Origin of the sequence: Escherichia sp. E10V5, from assembly GCF_004212315.1 — a bacterium.
Taxonomy (GTDB): Bacteria; Pseudomonadota; Gammaproteobacteria; order Enterobacterales; family Enterobacteriaceae; genus Escherichia.
This window is the reverse complement of sequence record NZ_RHJM01000003.1, coordinates 127,058-152,237: the sequence shown is the minus strand read 5'-3', so window position 1 is coordinate 152,237 and position 25,180 is coordinate 127,058. Positions and strand designations below refer to the sequence as shown.

At 49.0% G+C, this 25,180-nt stretch carries 24 protein-coding genes and 1 tRNA gene; 17 read left to right on the top strand and 8 right to left on the bottom strand.

What is annotated here, in order from left to right:
- The 4 genes from frdC (at position 1) to blc (ending at position 2,592) form a co-directional block, all read left to right on the top strand.
- The gene (gene frdC / locus D9738_RS02775) at positions 1-396 is read left to right on the top strand and encodes a fumarate reductase subunit FrdC (protein ID WP_001568431.1); all 396 of its coding nucleotides are present in this window, start codon (positions 1-3) and stop codon (positions 394-396) included.
- Between the two features lie 10 nt (positions 397-406).
- The gene (gene frdD / locus D9738_RS02770) at positions 407-766 is read left to right on the top strand and encodes a fumarate reductase subunit FrdD (protein WP_130205967.1); all 360 of its coding nucleotides are present in this window, start codon (positions 407-409) and stop codon (positions 764-766) included.
- Between the two features lie 62 nt (positions 767-828).
- Positions 829-1,971 carry a BlaEC family class C beta-lactamase gene (locus D9738_RS02765; RefSeq protein ID WP_130259508.1) on the top strand — a complete coding sequence of 381 codons (1,143 nt, stop codon included), beginning with the start codon at positions 829-831 and terminating at the stop codon, positions 1,969-1,971.
- Positions 1,972-2,058: 87 nt separating this feature from the next.
- On the top strand, positions 2,059-2,592 hold the full coding sequence (gene blc, locus D9738_RS02760) for a lipocalin Blc (RefSeq protein WP_130259507.1): 534 nt from the start codon (positions 2,059-2,061) through the stop codon (positions 2,590-2,592).
- On the opposite strand, the gene sugE is transcribed toward blc, so the two are convergent.
- The 4 genes from sugE to efp all read right to left on the bottom strand — a co-directional run bounded on the left by sugE (position 2,589) and on the right by efp (position 4,263).
- Positions 2,589-2,906: a quaternary ammonium compound efflux SMR transporter SugE gene (gene sugE, locus D9738_RS02755; protein ID WP_130205961.1), complete on the bottom strand. Its 318-nt coding sequence runs from the start codon at positions 2,904-2,906 to the stop codon at positions 2,589-2,591. The genes blc and sugE overlap by 4 nt on opposite strands.
- A 356-nt stretch (positions 2,907-3,262) precedes the next feature.
- Complete coding sequence (ecnB, locus tag D9738_RS02750; RefSeq protein WP_000239596.1) at positions 3,263-3,409, bottom strand: lipoprotein toxin entericidin B; 147 nt, start codon at positions 3,407-3,409, stop codon at positions 3,263-3,265.
- A gap of 110 nt (positions 3,410-3,519) precedes the next feature.
- Complete coding sequence (gene ecnA, locus D9738_RS02745) at positions 3,520-3,645, bottom strand: lipoprotein antitoxin entericidin A (RefSeq protein WP_064525758.1); 126 nt, start codon at positions 3,643-3,645, stop codon at positions 3,520-3,522.
- 51 nt (positions 3,646-3,696) lie between these two features.
- The gene (efp, locus tag D9738_RS02740) at positions 3,697-4,263 is read right to left on the bottom strand and encodes an elongation factor P (RefSeq protein ID WP_000257278.1); all 567 of its coding nucleotides are present in this window, start codon (positions 4,261-4,263) and stop codon (positions 3,697-3,699) included.
- A gap of 41 nt (positions 4,264-4,304) precedes the next feature.
- On the opposite strand from efp, the gene epmB reads away from it, so the two are divergent.
- Both epmB and D9738_RS02730 read left to right on the top strand, forming a co-directional pair.
- Positions 4,305-5,333 carry an EF-P beta-lysylation protein EpmB gene (gene epmB, locus D9738_RS02735; RefSeq protein WP_130205957.1) on the top strand — a complete coding sequence of 343 codons (1,029 nt, stop codon included), beginning with the start codon at positions 4,305-4,307 and terminating at the stop codon, positions 5,331-5,333.
- 393 nt (positions 5,334-5,726) lie between these two features.
- Positions 5,727-6,596, top strand: a complete 870-nt coding sequence (locus D9738_RS02730) for a YjeJ family protein (protein WP_130205955.1) — start codon at positions 5,727-5,729, stop codon at positions 6,594-6,596.
- 202 nt (positions 6,597-6,798) lie between these two features.
- Here the strand turns inward: D9738_RS02730 and D9738_RS02725 are convergent, their stop codons facing one another.
- The 3 genes from D9738_RS02725 to D9738_RS02715 all read right to left on the bottom strand — a co-directional run bounded on the left by D9738_RS02725 (position 6,799) and on the right by D9738_RS02715 (position 9,273).
- Entirely contained in the window at positions 6,799-7,152 is a 354-nt protein-coding gene (locus D9738_RS02725; RefSeq protein ID WP_000558209.1) for a DUF4156 domain-containing protein, read from the bottom strand.
- A 137-nt stretch (positions 7,153-7,289) separates the two neighbouring features.
- Positions 7,290-8,936: a chaperonin GroEL gene (gene groL / locus D9738_RS02720; protein WP_000729132.1), complete on the bottom strand. Its 1,647-nt coding sequence runs from the start codon at positions 8,934-8,936 to the stop codon at positions 7,290-7,292.
- A 43-nt stretch (positions 8,937-8,979) separates the two neighbouring features.
- On the bottom strand, positions 8,980-9,273 hold the full coding sequence (locus tag D9738_RS02715; protein ID WP_001026276.1) for a co-chaperone GroES: 294 nt from the start codon (positions 9,271-9,273) through the stop codon (positions 8,980-8,982).
- 275 nt (positions 9,274-9,548) lie between these two features.
- Here D9738_RS02715 and yjeH point away from each other — a divergent pair, with 275 nt between their 5' ends.
- A complete protein-coding gene (gene yjeH / locus D9738_RS02710) occupies positions 9,549-10,805 on the top strand; it encodes an L-methionine/branched-chain amino acid transporter (protein WP_130259506.1) in 1,257 nt (418 codons plus the stop codon).
- Positions 10,806-10,820: 15 nt separating this feature from the next.
- On the opposite strand, the gene D9738_RS02705 is transcribed toward yjeH, so the two are convergent.
- Positions 10,821-11,297, bottom strand: coding sequence for an FxsA family protein (locus tag D9738_RS02705; RefSeq protein ID WP_130259505.1), 477 nt, complete (start codon positions 11,295-11,297; stop codon positions 10,821-10,823).
- Between the two features lie 336 nt (positions 11,298-11,633).
- Here D9738_RS02705 and aspA point away from each other — a divergent pair, with 336 nt between their 5' ends.
- The 10 genes from aspA to dtpC all read left to right on the top strand — a co-directional run bounded on the left by aspA (position 11,634) and on the right by dtpC (position 24,989).
- Complete coding sequence (aspA, locus tag D9738_RS02700) at positions 11,634-13,070, top strand: aspartate ammonia-lyase (RefSeq protein WP_130205949.1); 1,437 nt, start codon at positions 11,634-11,636, stop codon at positions 13,068-13,070.
- Between the two features lie 117 nt (positions 13,071-13,187).
- Positions 13,188-14,489, top strand: coding sequence for an anaerobic C4-dicarboxylate transporter DcuA (dcuA, locus tag D9738_RS02695; RefSeq protein WP_130205947.1), 1,302 nt, complete (start codon positions 13,188-13,190; stop codon positions 14,487-14,489).
- Positions 14,490-14,604: 115 nt separating this feature from the next.
- Complete coding sequence (gene cutA, locus D9738_RS02690; RefSeq protein ID WP_130205945.1) at positions 14,605-14,943, top strand: divalent cation tolerance protein CutA; 339 nt, start codon at positions 14,605-14,607, stop codon at positions 14,941-14,943.
- A complete protein-coding gene (gene dsbD / locus D9738_RS02685) occupies positions 14,919-16,616 on the top strand; it encodes a protein-disulfide reductase DsbD (RefSeq protein WP_130259504.1) in 1,698 nt (565 codons plus the stop codon). The genes cutA and dsbD overlap by 25 nt, the downstream gene beginning before the upstream one ends.
- 35 nt (positions 16,617-16,651) lie before the next feature.
- Positions 16,652-17,227: a transcriptional regulator gene (locus D9738_RS02680; protein ID WP_001188520.1), complete on the top strand. Its 576-nt coding sequence runs from the start codon at positions 16,652-16,654 to the stop codon at positions 17,225-17,227.
- Positions 17,228-17,333: 106 nt separating this feature from the next.
- A tRNA-Phe gene (locus D9738_RS02675) sits at positions 17,334-17,409 on the top strand.
- A 601-nt stretch (positions 17,410-18,010) separates the two neighbouring features.
- On the top strand, positions 18,011-19,549 hold the full coding sequence (cadC, locus tag D9738_RS02665) for a lysine decarboxylation/transport transcriptional activator CadC (RefSeq protein ID WP_130259503.1): 1,539 nt from the start codon (positions 18,011-18,013) through the stop codon (positions 19,547-19,549).
- A gap of 362 nt (positions 19,550-19,911) precedes the next feature.
- Complete coding sequence (cadB, locus tag D9738_RS02660) at positions 19,912-21,246, top strand: cadaverine/lysine antiporter (RefSeq protein ID WP_130205939.1); 1,335 nt, start codon at positions 19,912-19,914, stop codon at positions 21,244-21,246.
- 79 nt (positions 21,247-21,325) lie between these two features.
- Complete coding sequence (gene cadA / locus D9738_RS02655; RefSeq protein ID WP_130205937.1) at positions 21,326-23,473, top strand: lysine decarboxylase CadA; 2,148 nt, start codon at positions 21,326-21,328, stop codon at positions 23,471-23,473.
- A 58-nt stretch (positions 23,474-23,531) separates the two neighbouring features.
- A complete protein-coding gene (gene dtpC / locus D9738_RS02650) occupies positions 23,532-24,989 on the top strand; it encodes a dipeptide/tripeptide permease DtpC (RefSeq protein WP_130205935.1) in 1,458 nt (485 codons plus the stop codon).
- Positions 24,990-25,180: the final 191 nt, after the last annotated feature.

Here is a 25,180-nt window from a genome sequence, read left to right as displayed (position 1 = left end):
ATGACGACTAAACGTAAACCGTATGTACGGCCAATGACGTCCACCTGGTGGAAAAAATTGCCGTTTTATCGCTTTTACATGCTGCGCGAAGGCACAGCGGTTCCGGCTGTGTGGTTCAGCATTGAACTGATTTTCGGGCTGTTTGCCCTGAAAAATGGCCCGGAAACCTGGGCGGGATTCGTCGACTTTTTACAAAACCCGGTTATCGTGATCATTAACCTGATTACTCTGGCGGCAGCCCTGCTGCACACCAAAACCTGGTTTGAACTGGCACCGAAAGCGGCCAATATCATTGTAAAAGACGAAAAAATGGGACCAGAGCCAATTATCAAAAGTCTCTGGGCGGTAACCGTGGTTGCCACCATCGTAATCCTGTTTGTTGCCCTGTACTGGTAAGGAGCCTGAGATGATTAATCCAAATCCAAAGCGTTCTGACGAACCGGTATTCTGGGGCCTCTTCGGGGCCGGTGGTATGTGGAGTGCGATCATTGCGCCGGTAGTGATCCTGCTGGTTGGCATTCTGTTGCCGCTGGGTCTGTTCCCGGGTGACGCACTGAGCTACGAACGCGTTCTGGCGTTCGCGCAAAGCTTCATTGGTCGCGTATTCCTGTTCCTGATGATCGTCCTGCCGCTGTGGTGTGGTTTACACCGTATGCACCACGCGATGCACGATCTGAAAATTCACGTGCCTGCGGGCAAATGGGTTTTCTACGGTCTGGCTGCTATCCTGACAGTTGTCACGCTGATTGGTATCGTTACAATCTAACGTATCGCCAATGTAAATCCGGCCCGCCTATGGCGGGCCGTTTTGTATGGAAACCAGACCTTATGCTCAAAACGACGCTTTGCGCCTTACTGATTACCGTCTCTTGCTCCACTCTTGCCGCGCCCCATAGCGAACAACAAATCAACGATATTGTGCATCACACAATTACCCCACTTGTTGAGCAACAAAACATCCCCGGCATGGCCGTTGCAGTGATTTATCAGGGTAAGCCTTATTACTTTACCTGGGGCTACGCGGATGTGGCAAAAAAGCGGCCCGTCACGCAGCAAACGTTGTTTGAGTTAGGCTCGGTCAGTAAAACATTTACGGGCGTGCTTGGTGGCGATGCTATTGCTCGAGGGGAAATCAATCTAAACGATCCCGTCACAAAATACTGGCCTGAACTTACCGCTAAACAGTGGAATGGGATCACACTATTACATCTCGCAACCTACACCGCTGGCGGCCTGCCGTTACAGGTGCCGGATGAGGTGAAATCCTCAAGCGACTTGTTGCGCTTCTATCAAAACTGGCAGCCTGAATGGGCGCCAGGAACACAACGTCTGTATGCAAACTCCAGTATCGGTTTGTTCGGCGCACTGGCTGTGAAGCCATCCGGTTTGAGTTTTGAGCAGGCGATGCAAACTCGTGTTTTCCAGCCACTCAAACTCACCCATACGTGGATTAATGTGCCATCAGCGGAAGAAAAGAATTACGCCTGGGGATATCGCGAAGGCAAGGCAGTGCATGTTTCGTCAGGGGCGCTGGATGCTGAGGCTTACGGTGTAAAATCGACGATTGAAGATATGGCCCGCTGGGTACGAAGCAATATGAATCCCCGTGATATCAACGACAAAACACTTCAGCAAGGGATACAACTGGCGCAATCTCGCTACTGGCAAACCGGCGATATGTATCAGGGCCTGGGCTGGGAAATGCTGGACTGGCCGGTAAATCCTGACAGCATCATCAATGGCAGCGACAGTAAAATTGCGCTGGCGACAAGCCCAGTAAAAGCGATTACGCCCCCTGCTCCTGCTGTGCGGTCATCATGGGTGCATAAAACAGGTGCGACCGGCGGATTTGGTAGCTATGTCGCGTTTATCCCAGAAAAAGAGCTGGGTATTGTGATGCTGGCTAACAAAAATTATCCCAATCCAGCGAGAGTTACCGCCGCCTGGCAGATTCTCAACGCTCTGCAGTAAAATTTCATCGGGTCCGAATTTTCGGACCTTTTCTTCGCATTTCCTTGCTGTCATCTACACTTAGAAAAAACCAGTAAGGAAACATTTATGCGCCTGCTCCCTCTCGTTGCCGCAGCGACGGCTGCATTTCTGGTGGTTGCCTGTAGTTCTCCCACACCACCGCGTGGCGTGACCGTGGTAAATAATTTCGATACCAAACGCTATCTGGGCACATGGTATGAGATTGCCCGTTTTGATCACCGCTTTGAACGTGGACTGGAAAAAGTCACCGCAACATACAGCCTGCGTGATGACGGCGGCCTGAATGTCATTAATAAAGGCTATAACCCTGACAGAGAGATGTGGCAGCAGAGTGAAGGAAAAGCCTACTTTACTGGAGATCCGCGTCGCGCAGTCCTGAAGGTGTCGTTTTTTGGGCCATTCTACGGCGGTTATAATGTCATCGCGCTCGACCGGGAGTACCGCCACGCGCTGGTTTGCGGCCCGGACCGCGACTACCTGTGGATACTCTCTCGCACGCCAACCATTTCTGACGAAGTTAAACAGGAGATGCTGGCAGTCGCAACCCGGGAAGGGTTTGATGTTAGTAAGTTTATTTGGGTACAACAGCCCGGTAGTTAGTGAGTGCTGAGCTTCAGACCAATAATTCCCACCACAATTAACGCCAGACTCGCCAGGCGCATCGGGTTAGCGGACTCGCCGAGCAGCACAATGCCGGTGATAGCCGCGCCGACTGCGCCAATCCCCGTCCAGACAGCATAAGCCGTCCCTACAGGTAATGACTTCATCGCCCAGGCGAGCAGCGCCATACTGACAATCATCGCCGTCACGGTAATAACACTTGGCGTCAAACGACTAAAGCCGTGGGTATATTTCAGGCCAACAGCCCAGACGACTTCCAGCAACCCAGCAATAAATAAGATAATCCAGGACATATAAAACTCCGGAGAAATGGGGCCGTCCCCGGTGAAAAGAAGCGTTTGCAGGTCGTCCTGCAAAGCTGATGGTTGAACGGATATTTTGCCTGGTGGCAGGGGAATTTCAACTATTACCTTAGTGACTATCGCTGAAAAAATAAACGGTACGACAAACTTGTCGTACCGTTACAGATTGTTGACAAAGTGTCAGTTGTTTATGCCAGATGCGGCGTTAATGCCTTACCCAGCCTACAAAATCGTGCAAATTCAATATATTGCATGGACTATGTAGGTCTGATAAGCGTAGCGCATCAGGCAATTTTGCCTTTGTCATCAGTATCAACGGCACGACAAAACTGCCGTACCGTTATTGCTTATTGCTGCGCTTTCGTTGCTGCGCCAGAAATCGCGTTACCGCCGTCGGAGATATCTTCACCAACGCCACGCGTGGTGTTGCAGGCAGTCAATACTGTTGAAAGCACCAGAACAGAAAAGATCGCTGCAATTGTCTTCTTCACCATAACGTCTTCCTTTTAGGTAATGTTATTTGTGTTTGCCTATAGCAAATTAATAATAGACAACACCACCGAAAATGACGGAAATCTGATGATTTTTAGGAAGAGAAGAAAAATTAGCTGGCTGCGCGAGAGATGGAATTACCGAGATGTTTAATGTCTTCACCAAAACCGCGAGCGGTGTTACAGCCCGTGAGCAGCGCACTGGCAAGCAAAACAAGAAGGATAAGGCGTTTCATCATCTCTGACCTGAGAAAGTGATGGTGCAGCCCACAGGCCGCACCACAACCGCATTACTTCACGCGAGAGACGTATTCACCAGAGCGGGTATCCACTTTGATGACTTCGCCGATCTGTACGAACAGCGGAACTTTAACCACAGCGCCAGTAGACAGGGTAGCCGGTTTGCCACCAGTACCTGCGGTATCACCTTTCAGCCCCGGATCGGTATCAACGATTTCCAGTTCAACGAAGTTCGGCGGAGTAACGGAGATCGGCTGACCATTCCACAGAGTTACGATGCACTCTGCCTGATCCAGCAGCCATTTAGCATTGTCGCCAATTGCTTTTGCATCAGCAGACAGCTGCTCGAAAGTTTCGTTGTTCATGAAGTGCCAGAACTCACCGTCGTTGTACAGGTAAGTCAGATTCATATCGACAACATCAGCGCCTTCAGCGGAATCGGTAGATTTGAAGGTTTTTTCTACGCGAGTGCCAGTCAGCAGACGGCGCAGTTTAACGCGAGCGAATGCCTGACCTTTACCCGGTTTCACGAATTCACTGGCTTCAACCGCGTAAGGTTCGCCATCTAACATGATTTTAAGACCAGCACGAAAATCGTTGCTATAGTACGTTGCCATAAGGCCCTCTGAAATTTATTAATTGGTAGCTAAGCCACAAAATGGCGCATATTGTAACCCTAAATACCCCATCCAGAGAAGATTGGTTAGCGCAACTTGCCGATGTTGTGACCGATCCTGATGAACTTCTGCGTCTTTTGAATATAGACGCGGACGAAAAACTGTTGGCCGGACGCAGCGCCAAAAAGCTGTTTGCCCTGCGCGTGCCCCGCTCATTTATCGATCGCATGGAGAAAGGCAATCCAAACGATCCACTTTTGCGTCAGGTACTTACCTCGCAAGATGAATTTGTCGTCGCGCCCGGATTCTCCACCGACCCGCTGGAAGAACAGCACAGCGTAGTGCCTGGTTTGTTGCATAAATACCACAACCGGGCGCTATTGCTGGTCAAAGGCGGCTGCGCGGTAAATTGCCGCTATTGCTTCCGTCGCCACTTCCCGTATGCCGAAAATCAGGGCAACAAGCGAAACTGGAAGACGGCACTTGAGTATGTTGCTGCGCATCCGGAACTGGACGAGATTATTTTCTCCGGCGGCGATCCGCTGATGGCGAAAGATCACGAACTGGACTGGTTATTAACGCAACTGGAAGCCATCCCACATATCAAACGTCTGCGGATTCACAGCCGTCTGCCGATTGTGATCCCGGCACGCATCACCGAGGCGCTGGTTGAACGCTTTGCCCGTTCTACGCTGCAAATCTTGCTGGTGAATCACATCAACCATGCCAATGAGGTAGATGAAACGTTTCGTCAGGCGATGGCTAAATTGCGCCGTGTCGGCGTCACCCTGCTTAACCAAAGCGTTCTGTTACGTGGCGTGAACGATAACGCGCAAACGCTGGCAAATCTGAGTAATGCACTGTTTGACGCCGGTGTGATGCCCTATTACCTGCATGTGCTCGATAAAGTGCAGGGCGCGGCGCATTTCATGGTGAGCGATGATGAAGCGCGGCAGATTATGCGTGAGTTGCTGACGTTAGTATCGGGATATCTGGTGCCAAAACTGGCGCGCGAGATTGGTGGCGAACCCAGCAAAACGCCGCTGGATCTCCAGCTACGCCAGCAGTAACTGATTAAACAGGGAAGTTAAACATTAAAATTGCCTGATGCGCTACGCTTATCAGGCCTACATCGTGCATTGAAATTGAATGAATTTTCAATGAACTATAGGCCGGATAAGGCGTTTACGCCGCATCCGGCAAGAGCAACAAACGCAGTACAGCGACCTGTCATTTTACAGGGAAGTTTAATCTTTGCCCGTTGCATAACCTTTAATTATTCATATACATTGCTATTTTTACTCTTTATATAGCCAACACCAATAATTAACCTTTCTTTTCTGTTTATATAGAGTGAGCACGGCTATTTATGTTATTTTAACAACTATTACTACCAAGCCCATTTATCTGGCTTATAAATTAAAATTAATTATTTAATTGAGAAATGGTTAGGGAGAACCTACATGGCCATAAGCATCAAGGGTGTTAATACCGGTGTTATTCGCAAGAGTAATAATTTCATTGCACTGGCGCTGAAAATTAAAGAGCCTCGCAATAAAGAATCGTTGTTCTTCATGTCTGTGATGGAACTGCGCGACCTTCTGATTGCGCTGGAAAGTCGTCTGCATCAAAAGCATAAACTGGATGCTGATGCACGCCTTCTGTATGAGCAAGCTCGCGATAAAGTCATTAAGAAAATGGCAGAAAATATCCCGGAAATTCTGGTTGATGAGCTTAAAAATGCCGATATTAATCGCCGGGTTAACGCGCTGGAACTTACCGATAATCAGGGCGAAAATCTTAATTTCGCATTAACGCTACATGATGGCAGCAAATGCGAATTAGTGGTCAATGAGTTGCAGATTGAAATGCTGGCGCGAGCAATCATTCATGCAATTAATAATGCAGAAATGCGTGAACTGGCGTTACGTATTACATCGTTGTTAGATTTCCTGCCGTTATATGACGTCGACTGCCAGGACAATGGCAATCTGGAATACGACACCTATTCCCAACCAGAATGGAAACATAATCTGTTTAGTCATTATCTGGCCGTACTTTATCGCTTTAAAGATGAAGGTGGCAAAGAGCAATTTAGCGGAGCAGTAGTAAAAACGCGTGAAGCAACAGCGGGTAAAGAAGTGGAGGCTATCACTCGCCGGATGCTTGATTTCAGTCCTCGACTGAAAAAACTCGCGGGTGTGCCGTGTCAGGTCTACGTTCGGACTATGGCAGCCAATAACGCCCAACCACTGACCCAGGATCAATGCCTACGCGCACTGCATCACCTACGCGTTCAATCCATCAGCAAAACTGCACCACAGGCGAAATAATCCCATCTTTGCTAATGCGAGGCTGGAGCCATCCAGCCTGAAATGACCGATAACGTGATCGTTGATCATGCCGGATGCGGCGTAAACGCCTTATCCGGCCAACAAATTCTCGAGCATTCAATCAGTTGCAATGCCTGATGTGGGCCTGATAAGCGAAGCGCATCTGGCAATTATACGTTTGTCACCCAGCCTCAGGATCCCATCAGTTCGGGCACTTATATACCTGACCGATAATCTGGCTGTCAGTCGGGACAAAGCTGGACAGCATGCCCTGCGACGGGCTGCTGATACCATAAATCACGTTACCGCCCATTGCTGCCGCCTGGTTGCGCAGATCGTTTGCCGCACCACGCATAGAACCGCCCTCTTCACCGTGTTGCCCGGAAAGCCAGTTACTTTGCTTACCGGTAGCAGTACCAATCAGCTGGCACTCTGCACCTGGTTGCTCGTCCACGATGCGAACGCTCTGTCCGGCAGCGCTCAATTCGTTGCTGGAGCTACAACCCGCCATCAGTAGCGCGGCACCGACAATCCCTGCTAAGTATTTTACGTGCATGTTATTCCCCATAATCAATGAGCTGGACGCAACTCGCGTCGTCCGTGTCTGAATCTTATACTAGAAAGATGACCAAAAGAAAAACCCCCAGACATTTCTGCCCGGGGGTTTCTTTATTTCTGCGAGGTGCAGGGCAATTACATCATGCCGCCCATGCCACCCATGCCGCCCATACCGCCAGCAGCGCCTAAGTCAGCTGCATCGTTTTTCGGCAGGTCGGTAACCATGCACTCAGTGGTGATCATCAGGCCAGCCACAGAAGCTGCGTACTGCAGAGCAGAACGAGTTACTTTGGTTGGATCCAGGATACCCATGTCGATCATGTTGCCGTATTCTTCGGTTGCTGCGTTGTAGCCGTAGTTGCCGTCGCCAGCTTTAACGGTGTTAGCAACAACAGACGGTTCTTCACCGCAGTTCAGTACGATCTGACGCAGCGGAGCTTCCATTGCACGCAGTGCAACTTTGATACCCACGTTCTGCTCTTCGTTCTGACCACGCAGGTCAGCCAGTTTAGACGCTACGCGGATCAGCGCAACACCACCACCAGCAACCACGCCTTCTTCTACCGCAGCACGGGTCGCGTGCAGGGCGTCTTCAACGCGTGCTTTTTTCTCTTTCATTTCAACTTCGGTAGCAGCACCAACTTTGATAACTGCAACGCCGCCTGCCAGTTTCGCTACGCGCTCCTGCAGTTTTTCACGGTCGTAGTCAGAAGTTGCTTCTTCAATCTGCTGACGGATCTGAGCAACACGGCCCTGAATCGCAGCTTCTTCACCCACGCCATCGATGATGGTGGTGGTGTCTTTGTTGATCACAACACGTTTAGCCTGGCCCAGGTCTTCCAGGGTTGCTTTTTCCAGCTCCATACCAATCTCTTCAGAGATTACGGTACCGCCAGTCAGGGTTGCGATATCCTGCAGCATAGCTTTACGGCGATCGCCGAAGCCCGGAGCTTTAACCGCAGCGACTTTCACAATGCCACGCATGGTGTTAACAACCAGAGTTGCCAGCGCTTCGCCTTCAACATCTTCAGCGATGATCAGCAGCGGTTTGCCTGCTTTTGCAACGGCTTCCAGAACCGGCAGCATTTCGCGGATGTTGGAGATTTTCTTGTCAGCCAGCAGGATGAACGGGCTTTCCAGTTCTACTGCGCCAGTTTCCGGCTTGTTGATGAAGTAAGGAGACAGGTAGCCACGGTCGAACTGCATACCTTCAACCACGTCCAGTTCGTCCTGCAGACCAGTACCGTCTTCAACGGTGATAACGCCTTCTTTACCGACTTTGTCCATCGCTTCAGCGATCAGTTTACCTACGGTTTCGTCGGAGTTAGCGGAGATAGTACCAACCTGAGCAATCGCTTTAGAGTCGGAGCACGGTACGGACAGCGCTTTCAGTTCTTCAACTGCAGCAGTAACGGCTTTGTCGATACCACGTTTCAGGTCCATCGGGTTCATGCCCGCAGCAACAGCTTTCAGACCTTCAGTGATGATAGCCTGAGCCAGTACGGTTGCGGTGGTGGTACCGTCGCCTGCAGTGTCGTTCGCTTTAGAGGCAACTTCTTTCACCATCTGCGCACCCATGTTTTCGAACTTGTCTTCCAGTTCGATTTCACGAGCAACGGAAACACCATCTTTGGTGATGGTCGGTGCACCGAAAGATTTATCCAGAACTACGTTACGGCCTTTCGGACCGAGGGTAACTTTCACTGCATCTGCCAGTACGTTTACGCCGCGCAGCATTTTCACACGAGCGTCGTTACCGAATTTTACGTCTTTAGCTGCCATTATCTTTATTCCTTAAATTCGTATGTTCAGTGTCGTGCGCGGATTACGCTTCAACAATTGCCAGAATGTCGCTTTCGGACATGATCAACACTTCTTCATTGTCGATCTTCTCAGACTTCACACCGTAGCCATCATTGAAAATTACGATGTCGCCAACTTTCACGTCCAGCGGCTTCACTTCGCCATTTTCAAGGATACGGCCATTGCCAACAGCCAGCACTTCGCCACGGGTAGATTTAGCCGCTGCAGAGCCGGTCAGAACGATGCCGCCAGCAGATTTAGTTTCAACTTCTTTACGCTTGACGATCACGCGATCATGCAATGGACGAATATTCATTGATAACTCTCCTTTGAGAAAGTCCGTATCTGTTATGGGTGACGCCGGACCTTACGTGGTTTCCCGGCTGGTGACCAGTGAAATGGGGATGGGCTTCTCCCCCTTCAAGGGGGCAAATGAAAAAAAATTCTGATCAGTACAAAATCGGGTAAAAATCCTGATTCACATCACATTTCATCGCAATTTCTCCATCGCCGCCATACGCGAATCTGATTGTGCTACCATCGAAATCCTGCGCAGTTGCCCAAAATTTGGGCACAATTGGACATTAACCCATGAGTGGACTCAAACAAGAACTGGGATTAGCCCAGGGGATCGGCCTGTTATCAACCTCATTATTAGGCACGGGTGTGTTTGCCGTTCCCGCATTAGCCGCCCTGCTAGCGGGCAATACCAGCCTGTGGGCCTGGCCCGTTTTGATTATCTTGGTGTTCCCGATTGCAATCGTCTTTGCGCTGCTGGGACGCCACTATCCCAGCGCGGGCGGCGTCGCGCACTTCGTTGGTATGGCGTTTGGCTCGCGGCTTGAGCGAGTCACTGGCTGGCTATTTTTATCGGTCATTCCCGTGGGCCTGCCCGCTGCACTACAAATTGCCGCCGGCTTTGGCCAGGCAATGTTTGGCTGGCATAGTTGGCAACTGTTGTTAGCAGAACTTGGTACGCTGGCACTGGTGTGGTACATCGGTACTCGCGGTGCCAGTTCCAGTGCTAATCTACAAACGATTATTGCCGGGCTTATCGTCGCGCTGATTGTCGCTATCTGGTGGGCGGGCGATATCAAACCTGCGAATATCCCCTTCCCTGCGCCTGGTGATATCGAACTTTCCGGGCTGTTTGCTGCGTTATCGGTGATGTTCTGGTGCTTTGTCGGTCTGGAGGCATTTGCCCATCTCGCCTCGGAATTTAAAAATCCAGAGCGTGATTTTCCCCGCGCTCTGATGATTGGTCTGTTGCTGGCAGGATTAGTCTATTGGAGCTGTACGGTGGTGGTATTACGCTTCGACGCCTATGGTGAAAAAATGGCGGCGGCAGCATCGCTTCCAAAAATTGTGGTGCAGCTGTTCGGTGTAGGAGCATTGTGGATTGCCTGCGTGATTGGCTATCTGGCCTGCTTTGCCAGTCTCAACATTTATATACAGAGCTTCGCCCGATTAGTCTGGTCGCAGGCGCAACACAATCCTGACCACTACCTGGCACGCCTCTCTTCTCGCCATATCCCGACTAATGCCCTTAATGCCGTGCTCGGCTGTTGCGTGGTGAGCACGTTGGCGATCCATATGTTAGAGATCAATCTGGACGCACTTATCATCTATGCCAACGGCATCTTTATTATGATCTATCTGCTGTGCATGCTGGCAGGCTGTAAATTATTGCAAGGACGTTATCGACTACTGGCGGTAATTGGCGGGCTGTTATGTGTTCTGTTACTGGCGATGGTCGGCTGGAAAAGTTTATATGCCCTGATCATGCTGGCGGGGTTATGGCTATTTCTGCCAAAACGAAAAACGCCGGAAAATGGCATAACCACATAATCCGGCGTTTCGTCATTAATCCTGGCGATCGTCTTTATTATCAAGGCGGTCGCGGTCATCATCCTTACGCTGATACTCACCATCAAAAGTATTACCGCCACCGGTTCCGGCACTAAAACCACCGCCCGGCATACGGGAAAAGCGCAAATGCGGCATCAGCTTCACCGTCAGGTGCTTTTGCACTGGCGGTAATAAAAGTAGAAGACCGAGGAAATCGGTGAAAAAGCCCGGTAATAAAAGCAGCAAACCGGCAATGATCAACGAAACACTTTTAATCATTTCCGCCGCTGGGTTTTCTCCCGCCGCCATTTTTTGTTGCATCAGCACAAAATTCTTAAAGCCCTGATTACGTACCAGTGACATACCAATAATTGAGGTGAATATAACCAGCACGAGGGTCAGCAATACCCCAAGGACATGAGCAACCTGAATAAAGATTGAAATCTCAATATAGACATAAAGGAAAACGGCAATAAAAGGTAACCAGCGCAAAGGTTTCTCCTGTAATAGCAACCAGTTAAATCAGGTCGCCTGAATGGGTTGCGAATCGCGTTCAGCTTATATTGTGGTCATTAGCAAAATTTCAAGATGTTTGCGCAACTATTTTTGGTAGTAATCCCAAAGCGGTGATCTATTTCACAAATTAATAATTAAGGGGTAAAAACCAACACTTAAAGTGATCCAGATTACGGTAGAAATCCTCAAGCAGCATATGATCCCGGGTATTCGACTGATGCAGGGGATAATCGTCGGTCGAAAAACATTCGAAACCACATATATTCTGTGTGTTTAAAGCAAATCATTGGCAGCTTGAAAAAGAAGGTTCACATGTCAAACAACATTCGTATCGAAGAAGATCTGTTGGGTACCAGGGAAGTTCCAGCTGATGCCTACTATGGTGTTCACACTCTGAGAGCGATTGAAAACTTCTATATCAGCAACAACAAAATCAGCGATATTCCTGAATTTGTTCGCGGTATGGTAATGGTTAAAAAAGCTGCAGCTATGGCAAACAAAGAGCTGCAAACCATTCCTAAAAGTGTAGCGAATGCAATCATTGCCGCATGTGATGAAGTCCTGAACAACGGAAAATGCATGGATCAGTTCCCGGTAGACGTCTACCAGGGCGGCGCAGGTACTTCCGTAAACATGAACACCAACGAAGTGCTGGCCAATATCGGTCTGGAACTGATGGGTCACCAGAAAGGTGAATATCAGTATCTGAACCCGAACGACCACGTTAACAAATGTCAGTCCACTAACGACGCCTACCCGACCGGTTTCCGCATCGCAGTTTACTCTTCTCTGATTAAACTGGTAGATGCTATTAACCAACTGCGTGAAGGCTTTGAACGTAAAGCTGTCGAATTCCAGGACATCCTGAAAATGGGTCGTACCCAGCTGCAGGACGCAGTACCGATGACCCTCGGTCAGGAATTCCGCGCTTTCAGCATCCTGCTGAAAGAAGAAGTGAAAAACATCGAACGTACCGCTGAACTGCTGCTGGAAGTTAACCTCGGCGCAACTGCAATCGGTACTGGCCTGAACACGCCGAAAGAGTACTCTCCGCTGGCAGTGAAAAAACTGGCTGAAGTCACTGGCTTCCCATGCGTACCTGCTGAAGACCTGATCGAAGCGACCTCTGACTGCGGCGCTTACGTTATGGTTCATGGCGCGCTGAAACGCATGGCTGTGAAGATGTCCAAAATCTGTAACGACCTGCGCTTGCTCTCTTCTGGCCCACGTGCCGGCCTGAACGAGATCAACCTGCCGGAACTGCAGGCTGGCTCTTCCATCATGCCAGCTAAAGTAAACCCAGTTGTTCCGGAAGTGGTTAACCAGGTTTGCTTCAAAGTCATCGGTAACGACATCACTGTTACCATGGCAGCAGAAGCGGGTCAGCTGCAGCTGAACGTTATGGAGCCGGTCATTGGCCAGGCCATGTTTGAATCCGTTCACATTCTGACCAACGCTTGCTACAACCTGCTGGAAAAATGCGTTAACGGCATCACTGCTAACAAAGAAGTGTGCGAAGGTTACGTTTACAACTCTATCGGTATCGTCACTTACCTGAACCCATTCATCGGCCACCACAACGGTGACATCGTGGGTAAAATCTGTGCCGAAACTGGCAAGAGCGTACGTGAAGTCGTTCTGGAGCGCGGTCTGTTGACTGAAGCAGAACTAGACGATATTTTCTCCGTACAGAACCTGATGCATCCGGCTTACAAAGCAAAACGCTATACTGATGAAAGCGAACAGTAATCGTACAGGGTAGTACAAATAAAAGAGGCACGTCAGACGACGTGCCTTTTTTCTTGTGAGTAGTAACTTAAAAACAACAACCTGATATCAACTTGTTAAAAAACAAGGAAGGCTAATATGCTAGTTGTAGAACTCATCATCGTTTTGCTGGCGATCTTCTTGGGCGCCAGATTAGGGGGAATTGGTATTGGTTTTGCAGGTGGATTGGGGGTGCTGGTTCTTGCCGCTATCGGCGTCAAGCCTGGTAACATCCCATTCGATGTCATTTCCATTATCATGGCGGTTATCGCTGCTATTTCTGCTATGCAGGTTGCTGGCGGTCTGGACTATCTGGTTCACCAGACAGAAAAGCTGCTGCGCCGTAACCCGAAATACATCACGATCCTTGCACCGATCGTAACCTATTTCCTGACCATCTTTGCTGGTACCGGCAACATCTCTCTGGCGACACTGCCAGTTATCGCTGAAGTTGCGAAGGAACAAGGCGTTAAACCTTGCCGTCCGCTGTCTACTGCAGTGGTATCCGCGCAGATTGCGATCACCGCATCGCCAATCTCTGCGGCGGTGGTTTACATGTCTTCCGTGATGGAAGGTCATGGCATCAGCTACCTGCATCTGCTCTCTGTGGTCATCCCGTCTACCCTGCTGGCAGTTCTGGTGATGTCCTTCCTGGTAACCATGCTTTTCAACTCCAAACTGTCTGACGATCCGATTTATCGCAAGCGTCTGGAAGAAGGTCTGGTTGAACTGCGCGGTGAGAAACAGATTGAAATCAAACAAGGCGCGAAAGCATCCGTCTGGCTGTTCCTGCTGGGCGTAGTTGGCGTGGTTATCTATGCGATTATCAACAGCCCGAGCATGGGCCTGGTTGAAAAACCGCTGATGAACACCACTAACGCGATCCTGATTATCATGTTGAGCGTTGCAACCCTGACCACTGTTCTTTGTAAAGTGGACACCGACAACATCCTCAACTCCAGCACCTTCAAAGCAGGTATGAGCGCCTGTATTTGTATCCTGGGTGTTGCATGGCTGGGCGATACTTTCGTTTCCAACAACATCGACTGGATCAAAGATACCGCAGGTGAAGTCATTCAGGGCCATCCGTGGCTGCTGGCTGTTATCTTCTTCTTTGCTTCTGCTCTGCTGTACTCTCAGGCTGCAACTGCAAAAGCACTGATGCCGATGGCTCTGGCGCTGAACGTTTCTCCACTGACCGCTGTAGCTTCTTTCGCAGCCGTGTCTGGTCTGTTCATTCTGCCGACCTACCCGACGCTGGTTGCTGCGGTACAGATGGATGACACGGGTACCACTCGTATCGGTAAATTCGTCTTCAACCATCCGTTCTTTATCCCAGGTACTCTGGGTGTTGCCCTGGCCGTTTGCTTCGGCTTCGTGCTGGGCAGCGTGATGCTGTAATGACAAATCGCGGGGCGTTCACGCCCCGCTTTCTTTCCCGCCGACTAACATCCTTTCCCCGTCCGTTGTATAGTGACCTCTCTCTTGCGGTTCCATCTGTTCTTGCGAGGTGTTTATGCTTGCTGAAAAAAGTTCGAATACCGCGTCCGTCGTGGTGTTGTGCACCGCGCCGGATGAAGCGACGGCCCAGGAATTAGCCGCCAAAGTGTTGGCGGAAAAACTGGCGGCCTGCGCAACCTTGATTCCTGGCGCTACCTCTCTCTATTACTGGGAAGGTAAACTGGAACAGGAATACGAAGTGCAGATGATTTTAAAAACCACCGTATCTCACCAGCAGGCACTGCTGGAATGCCTGAAGTCTCATCATCCGTATCAAACCCCGGAGCTTCTGGTTTTACCTGTTACACACGGAGACACAGATTACCTCTCATGGCTCAACGCATCTTTACGCTGATCCTGCTACTTTGCAGCACTTCCGTTTTTGCCGGATTATTCGACGCGCCGGGACGCTCACAATTTGTCCCCGCGGATCAAGCCTTTGCTTTTGATTTTCAGCAAAACCAACATGAGCTTAATCTGAGCTGGCAGATCAAAGACGGTTACTATCTTTACCGTAAACAGATCCGCATTACGCCGGAACAAGCGAAAATTGCCGACGTGCAGCTGCCCCAGGGCGTCTGGCATGAAGATGAGTTTTACGGCAAAAGCGAGATTTACCGCGAGCGGCTGACGCTTCCTGTGACCATCAACCAGGCAAGTGCGGGTGCGACATTGACTGTCACCTACCAGGGCTGTGCTGACGCCGGTTTTTGTTATCCGCCAGAAACCAAAACCGTTCCGTTAAGCGAAGTGGTTACTAACAACGCGACGCCACCGTCTGCATCAGTTCCGCAGCAAGAGCAGCCCACCGCGCAATTGCCCTTTTCCGCGCTCTGGGCGTTGTTGATCGGTATTGGTATCGCCTTTACGCCATGCGTGCTGCCAATGTACCCACTGATTTCTGGCATCGTGCTGGGCGGTAAACAGCGGCTCTCCACTGCCAGAGCATTGTTGCTGACCTTTATTTATGTGCAGGGGATGGCGCTGACTTACACGGCACTGGGTCTGGTGGTTGCCGCCGCAGGGTTACAGTTCCAGGCGGCGCTACAGCACCCATACGTGCTCATTGGCCTCGCTATCGTCTTTACCTTGCTGGCGATGTCAATGTTTGGCTTGTTTACTCTGCAACTCCCCTCTTCGCTGCAAACGCGCCTCACGCTAATGAGCAATCGCCAACAAGGTGGCTCGCCCGGCGGTGTGTTTGTTATGGGGGCGATTGCCGGACTGATCTGTTCACCATGCACCACCGCACCGCTTAGCGCGATTCTGTTGTATATCGCCCAAAGCGGGAACATGTGGCTGGGGGGCGGCACGCTTTATCTCTATGCGCTGGGCATGGGCCTGCCGCTGATGCTAATAACCGTCTTTGGTAACCGCCTGCTACCGAAAAGCGGTCCGTGGATGGAACAGGTCAAAACCGCATTTGGTTTTGTGATCCTCGCACTGCCGGTCTTCCTGCTGGAGCGAGTAGTTGGTGATGTCTGGGGATTACGCTTGTGGTCGGCGCTTGGTGTCGCGTTCTTTGGCTGGGCCTTTATCACCAGCTTACAGGCCAAACGCGGCTGGATGCGTATTGTGCAAATTATCCTGCTGGCGGCAGCATTGGTTAGCGTGCGCCCACTCCAGGATTGGGCATTTGGCGCGACGCATACCGCGCAAACTCAGGCGCATCTCAACTTTACACAAATCAAAACGGTAGATGAGTTAAATCAGGCACTCGCTGAAGCCAAAGGCAAACCGGTGATGTTAGATCTCTATGCCGACTGGTGCGTCGCCTGTAAAGAGTTTGAGAAATACACCTTCAGCGACCCGCAGGTGCAAAAAGCGTTAGCAGACACGGTCTTACTTCAGGCCAACGTCACTGCCAACGACGCACAAGATGTGGCGCTGTTAAAGCATCTAAATGTCCTTGGCCTACCGACAATTCTCTTTTTTGACGGACAAGGCCAGGAGCATCCACAAGCGCGCGTCACGGGCTTTATGGATGCTGAAACCTTCAGCGCACATTTGCGCGATCGCCAACCGTGAACGACACTTCAGTGGGAAAGACGGAGGAAAATAGCGTGCAACGTGAAGATGTACTGGGAGAAGCCCTGAAATTATTAGAATTACAAGGGATTGCCAACACCACGCTGGAGATGGTTGCTGAACGTGTGGATTATCCACTGGACGAGCTGCGCCGCTTCTGGCCAGACAAAGAGGCGATCCTCTACGATGCCCTGCGCTATCTTAGCCAACAGATAGATGTCTGGCGTCGTCAGCTGATGCTGGACGAAACGCAAACCGCCGAACAAAAGCTGCTGGCACGTTATCAGGCGCTATCGGAGTGCGTTAAAAACAACCGCTATCCGGGCTGTCTGTTTATCGCTGCCTGTACGTTTTATCCCGATCCTGGCCACCCTATTCATCAATTGGCCGATCAGCAAAAAAGCGCGGCCTACGACTTTACCCACGAACTGTTAACCACGCTGGAAGTTGACGATCCGGCGATGGTAGCAAAGCAGATGGAACTGGTGCTGGAAGGTTGTTTAAGCCGAATGCTGGTGAATCGTAGCCAGGCGGATGTCGACACCGCACATCGGCTGGCGGAAGATATCCTGCGCTTCGCCCGCTGCCGCCAGGGTGGCGCACTGACCTGACAGAAACACAGAAAAGAAGCGATTTGCCGCAATCTTAAGCAGTTGAATCGCTTTTACTGAAATTAGGTTGACGAGATGTGCAGATTACGGTTTAATGCGCCCCGTTGCCCGGATAGCTCAGTCGGTAGAGCAGGGGATTGAAAATCCCCGTGTCCTTGGTTCGATTCCGAGTCCGGGCACCAAATTCATATGAACGGACCTCCACGGAGGTCCGTTTTTCGTTTCAGGACGCGACGATTTAACCGTTCTTCCTCCAAATCACTCCCACCAAACTCAACCAAATTCTCCCACATCACCAGCATTTTGCGGGTATACCCCTGTTTGAGAAAATTTGTCCCTGAGCTATGACACTGACTGACGCGAAATATCGTGCGGCCCCGTGATGCTGTTGAACGTCAAATGACGTCATCAGGAGCGTAACGCATCCATAAACAGAACGCCGACTGATGAGATTTCCTGGATGCGAACAAAGAGAAATGTATCAGTCCGTTTGATCATGCAAAGACTAACAATCCATTAAAATAGTAAGCGTTCCAGGCAATTTTCCGGGGATTATTTTCTGAACGTTTTCTTTGGCAAAGATAATCAATCTTGGTGGTAAGGCAAATTACTTCTGATTCTCATTAAAGTCATTTCGTAAGGCGATGTAATCAATAGGTTTACGGCTGGTAAAAATAACGTCTCACATTCACCTGTAATATGTAAACGCATCCATCTATAGATGGTAAAAATAGGTTATGGCAATTATCATTGCACCATTCCCTTTTCGAATGAGTTTTTATTATGCAACAACCTGTAGTTCGCGTTGGCGAGTGGCTTGTTACTCCGTCCATAAACCAAATTAGTCGCAATGGGCGTCAACTTACCCTTGAGCCGAGACTAATCGATCTTCTGGTTTTCTTTGCTCAACACAGTGGCGAAGTACTTAGCAGAGATGAACTTATCGATAATGTCTGGAAGAGAAGTATTGTTACCAATCACGTTGTAACGCAGAGTATCTCAGAACTGCGTAAGTCATTAAAAGATAATGATGAAGATAGTCTTGTCTATATCGCTACTGTACCAAAGCGCGGTTATAAATTAATGGTGCCAGTTATCTGGTACAGCGAAGAGGAGGGAGAAGAAATAATGCAATCTTCGCCTCCCCCTATACCAGAGGCGATTCCTGACACAGATTCTCCTTCCCACAGTCTTAACATTCAAAACACCGCAACGCCACCTGAACAATCCCCAGTTAAAAGCAAACGATTCACTACCTTTTGGGTATGGTTTTTTTTCCTGTTGTCGTTAGGTATCTGTGTAGCACTGGTGGCGTTTTCCAGTCTTGAAACGCGCCTTCCTATGAGTAAATCGCGTATTTTGCTCAATCCACGCGATATTGACATTAATATGGTGAATAAGAGTTGTAACAGCTGGACTTCCCCGTATCAGCTCTCTTACGCGATAGGCGTGGGTGATTTGGTGGCTACGTCACTTAATACCTTCTCCACTTTTATGGTTCATGACAAAATCAACTACAACATTGATGAACCGAGCAGTTCCGGTAAAACATTATCTATTGCGTTTGTTAATCAGCGCCAATACCGCGCTCAACAGTGCTTTATGTCGGTGAAATTGGTAGACAATGCAGATGGTTCAACCATGCTGGATAAACGTTATGTCATCACTAACGGTAATCAGCTGGCGATTCAAAATGATTTACTGGAGAGTTTGTCAAAAGCGTTAAATCAACCGTGGCCACAACAAATGCAGGAGATGCTCCAACAAATTTTGCCTCATCGTGGTGCGTTATTAACTAATTTTTATCAGGCACATGATTATTTAATGCATGGTGATGATAAATCATTGAACCGTGCCAGTGAGTTATTAGGTGAGATTGTTCAATCATCTCCCGAATTTACCTACGCGAGAGCAGAGAAAGCATTAGTTGATATAGTACGTCATTCTCAGCATCCTTTAGATGAAAAACAATTAGCAGCACTGAACACAGAAATTGATAACATTGCTACACTGCCAGGAATGAATAATCTGGCCATTCTCTATCAAATAAAAGCGGTCAGTGCTCTGACAAAAGGAAAAACAGACGAATCTTATCAGGCGATAAATACTGGCATTGACCTTGAAATGTCCTGGCTAAATTATGTGTTGCTTGGCAAAGTTTATGAGATGAAGGGGATGAACCGAGAAGCTGCTGATGCATATCTCACCGCCTTTAATTTACGCCCAGGAGCAAACACCCTTTACTGGATTGAAAATGGCATATTCCAGACTTCTGTTTCTTATGTTGTTCCTTATCTCGACAAATTTCTCGCTTCAGAATAAACGAATCCTGGGTTGATTCATTCGCGGGGATTTTTAGCGTTAAACGCTTGTATATTTATTGACATAACATGTTGCAGCAATTTATTTGCTGCATAATTTTTTATTACATAAATTTAACCAGCAGCTTTCTTCTAATTCATTGTAAATATTGAATATTTATCTTTTCATGACATCAACTTGCGATTCTGATCTGTTAATGAAGAGCTAAAATAATCACTGACATAAACTTTTGTATTATTTCACCTAATCTTTAGGATTAATCTTTTTTTTTGAGTAGTCTTGTCGCCAGTTTGGTCTGGTCAGTAAATAGTTATACATCATGACCCGGACTCCAAATTCTAAAATGAAATTAGGAGAAGAGCATGAGTTCTGCCAAGAAGATTGGGCTATTTGCCTGTACCGGTGTTGTTGCCGGTAATATGATGGGGAGCGGTATTGCATTATTACCTGCGAACCTTGCAAGTATCGGTGGTATTGCTATCTGGGGTTGGATCATTTCTATTATTGGTGCAATGTCGCTGGCTTATGTATATGCCCGACTGGCAACAAAGAACCCGCAACAAGGTGGCCCAATTGCTTATGCTGGAGAAATTTCCCCTGCATTTGGTTTTCAGACAGGTGTTCTTTATTACCATGCTAACTGGATTGGTAACCTGGCGATTGGTATTACCGCTGTATCTTATCTTTCCACCTTCTTCCCAGTATTAAATGATCCTGTTCCGGCGGGTATCGCCTGTATTGCTATCGTCTGGGTATTTACCTTTGTAAATATGCTCGGCGGTACCTGGGTAAGCCGTTTAACCACTATTGGCCTGGTGCTGGTTCTTATTCCTGTGGTTATGACTGCTATTGTTGGCTGGCATTGGTTTGATGCTGCAACTTATGCAGCTAACTGGAATACTGCAGGTACCACTGATGGTCATGCGATCATTAAAAGTATTCTGCTCTGCCTGTGGGCCTTCGTGGGTGTTGAATCCGCAGCTGTAAGTACTGGTATGGTTAAAAACCCGAAACGTACCGTTCCACTGGCAACCATGCTGGGTACTGGTTTAGCAGGTATTGTTTACATTGCTGCGACTCAGGTGCTTTCCGGTATGTATCCGTCTTCTGTAATGGCAGCTTCCGGTGCTCCGTTTGCAATCAGTGCTTCAACTATCCTCGGTAACTGGGCTGCGCCGCTGGTTTCTGCATTCACCGCCTTTGCGTGCCTGACTTCTCTGGGCTCCTGGATGATGCTGGTAGGCCAGGCAGGTGTACGTGCCGCTAACGACGGTAACTTCCCGAAAGTTTATGGTGAAGTCGACAGCAACGGTATTCCGAAAAAAGGTCTGCTGCTGGCTGCAGTGAAAATGACTGCCCTGATGATCCTCATCACTCTGATGAACTCTGCCGGTGGTAAAGCATCTGACCTGTTCGGTGAACTGACCGGTATCGCAGTACTGCTGACTATGCTGCCGTACTTCTACTCTTGCGTTGACCTGATTCGTTTTGAAGGCGTTAACATCCGCAACTTTGTCAGCCTGATCTGCTCTGTACTGGGTTGCGTGTTCTGCTTCATCGCTCTGATGGGCGCAAGCTCCTTCGAGCTGGCAGGTACCTTCATCGTCAGCCTGATTATCCTGATGTTCTACGCTCGCAAAATGCATGAGCGCCAGAGCCACTCAATGGATAACCACACAGCATCTAACGCACATTAATTAAAAGTATTTTCCGAGGCTCCTCCTTTCATTTTGTCCCATGTGTTGGGAGGGGCCTTTTTTACCTGGAGATATGACTATGAACGTTATTGCAATATTGAATCACATGGGGGTTTATTTTAAAGAAGAACCCATCCGTGAACTTCATCGCGCGCTTGAACGTCTGAACTTCCAGATTGTTTACCCGAACGACCGTGACGACTTATTAAAACTGATCGAAAACAATGCGCGTCTGTGCGGTGTTATTTTTGACTGGGATAAATATAATCTCGAGTTGTGCGAAGAAATTAGCAAAATGAACGAGAACCTGCCGTTGTACGCGTTCGCTAATACATATTCCACGCTCGATGTAAGCCTGAACGATCTGCGTTTACAGATTAGCTTCTTTGAATATGCGCTGGGTGCTGCTGATGATATTGCTAACAAGATCAAGCAGACCACTGACGAATATATCAACACTATTCTGCCTCCGCTGACCAAAGCGCTGTTTAAATATGTTCGTGAAGGTAAATATACTTTCTGTACTCCTGGTCACATGGGCGGTACTGCATTCCAGAAAAGCCCGGTAGGTAGCCTGTTCTATGATTTCTTTGGTCCGAACACCATGAAATCTGATATTTCCATTTCAGTATCTGAACTGGGTTCCCTGCTGGATCACAGCGGTCCACACAAAGAAGCAGAACAGTATATCGCTCGCGTCTTTAACGCAGAGCGCAGCTACATGGTGACCAACGGTACTTCCACTGCGAACAAAATTGTTGGTATGTACTCTGCTCCGGCAGGCAGCACCATTCTGATTGACCGTAACTGCCACAAATCGCTGACCCATCTGATGATGATGAGCGATGTTACGCCAATCTATTTCCGCCCGACCCGTAACGCTTACGGTATTCTTGGCGGTATCCCACAGAGTGAATTCCAGCACGCTACCATTGCTAAGCGCGTGAAAGAAACACCAAACGCGACCTGGCCGGTACATGCCGTAATTACTAACTCTACCTATGATGGTCTGCTGTACAACACCGACTTCATTAAGAAAACGCTGGATGTGAAATCCATCCACTTTGACTCCGCGTGGGTGCCTTACACCAACTTCTCACCGATTTACGAAGGTAAATGCGGTATGAGCGGTGGCCGTGTCGAAGGGAAAGTGATTTACGAAACCCAGTCCACTCACAAACTGCTGGCGGCGTTCTCTCAGGCTTCCATGATCCACGTTAAAGGTGACGTAAACGAAGAAACCTTTAACGAAGCCTACATGATGCACACCACCACTTCTCCGCACTACGGTATCGTGGCGTCCACTGAAACCGCTGCGGCGATGATGAAAGGTAATGCCGGTAAACGCCTGATCGACGGTTCCATTGAACGTGCGATCAAGTTCCGTAAAGAGATCAAACGTCTGAGAACAGAATCTGATGGCTGGTTCTTTGATGTATGGCAGCCGGATCATATCGATACTACTGAATGCTGGCCGCTGCGTTCTGACAGCACCTGGCACGGCTTCAAAAACATCGATAACGAGCACATGTATCTTGACCCGATCAAAGTCACTCTGCTGACTCCGGGGATGGAAAAAGACGGCACCATGAGCGACTTTGGTATTCCGGCCAGCATCGTGGCGAAATACCTCGACGAACATGGCATCGTTGTTGAGAAGACCGGTCCGTATAACCTGCTGTTCCTGTTCAGCATCGGTATTGATAAGACCAAAGCACTGAGCCTGCTGCGTGCTCTGACTGACTTCAAACGTGCGTTCGACCTGAACCTGCGTGTGAAAAACATGCTGCCGTCTCTGTATCGTGAAGATCCTGAATTCTATGAAAACATGCGTATTCAGGAACTGGCTCAGAATATCCACAAACTGATTGTTCACCACAATCTGCCGGATCTGATGTATCGCGCATTTGAAGTGCTGCCGACAATGGTAATGACTCCGTATGCTGCGTTCCAGAAAGAGCTGCACGGTATGACCGAAGAAGTTTACCTCGACGAAATGGTAGGTCGTATTAACGCCAATATGATCCTTCCGTATCCGCCGGGAGTTCCTCTGGTGATGCCGGGTGAAATGATCACCGAAGAAAGCCGTCCGGTTCTGGAGTTCCTGCAGATGCTGTGTGAAATCGGCGCTCACTATCCGGGCTTTGAAACCGATATTCACGGTGCATACCGTCAGGCTGATGGCCGCTATACCGTTAAGGTATTGAAAGAAGAAAGCAAAAAATAATTAGCTAGTACAAGGGAAGTGGCTTGCCACTTCCCTTTTTTGCTCATAAGGAGAACACATGAAAACACCCTCACAGCCGCGCGCGATATACTATATCGTGGCGATCCAGATCTGGGAGTACTTCAGTTTTTACGGCATGCGTGCCTTACTCATTCTCTATCTCACCCATCAGCTTGGTTTTGATGATAACCATGCCATCAGCCTGTTCAGCGCATACGCTTCTTTGGTTTACGTTACCCCTATTCTCGGCGGCTGGCTTGCCGACCGCCTGCTCGGCAACCGCACTGCGGTGATTGCCGGCGCGCTGTTAATGACCCTTGGCCATGTGGTGCTGGGCATTGATACAAATTCAACCTTTAGCCTGTATCTGGCGCTGGCAATCATTATTTGTGGCTACGGTTTATTCAAATCAAACATCAGCTGTTTGCTTGGCGAGCTCTACGACGAGAACGATCATCGACGTGATGGCGGTTTTTCGCTGCTGTATGCTGCGGGCAATATCGGTTCTATCGCAGCCCCCATCGCCTGCGGCCTGGCTGCTCAGTGGTATGGATGGCATGTTGGCTTTGCCCTTGCGGGTGGCGGCATGTTTATCGGTTTGTTGATTTTCTTAAGCGGTCATCGTCATTTCCAGTCCACGCGTAGTATGGATAAAAAAGCGCTCACTCGCGTGAAATTTGCCTTACCGGTATGGAGCTGGTTAGTGGTGATGCTCTGTTTAGCCCCAGTATTTTTTACCCTGCTGCTGGAGAACGACTGGTCCGGATATTTGCTGGCGATTGTTTGCCTTATTGCTGCACAAATCATTGCCCGCATGATGATCAAATTCCCCGAACACCGCCGTGCTCTTTGGCAAATTGTATTGTTGATGTTTGTCGGGACGTTGTTCTGGGTACTGGCACAACAGGGCGGCAGTACCATCAGCTTGTTTATCGATCGCTTTGTGAATCGTCAGGCATTCAATATTGAAGTACCTACTGCGCTATTCCAGTCAGTGAATGCAATTGCGGTGATGCTCGCTGGAGTTGTACTTGCCTGGCTGGCGTCGCCAGAAAGCCACGGCAACTCAACATTGCGCGTCTGGCTGAAGTTTGCCTTTGGCTTACTGCTGATGGCTTGTGGCTTTATGTTGCTGGCATTTGATGCCCGACATGCAGCGGCTGGCGGTCAAGCGTCAATGGGTGTGATGATATCCGGGCTGGCGCTAATGGGCTTTGCCGAACTCTTTATTGACCCGGTGGCGATTGCGCAAATCACGCGTCTGAAAATGTCTGGCGTATTAACCGGTATTTATATGCTGGCAACAGGCGCGGTCGCCAACTGGCTGGCAGGCGTAGTGGCACAACAGACGACAGAGTCGCAAATTAGCGGTATGGCAATTGCAGCTTACCAGCGATTCTTTTCCCAGATGGGAGAGTGGACGTTGGCTTGTGTCGCGATCATCGTGGCATTGGCCTTTGCTACCCGATTTCTGTTTAGCACTCCGACGAATATGATACAGGAAAGCAACGATTAACTTCCGTAAAAACAATTAGTTATGAATAAATTTACTTTCAGTTAATCACACTAGCAAATCCCAGATTAATAAGATATTTAAACCATTTTTATGGTTATTTATTAGTGATATCAACTTGAGGTAAGCGTTGGTTTAGATAAGATGAACTGAGTTACTAATAGTCGAGGCAGATAATACAGTGTACCGATCTG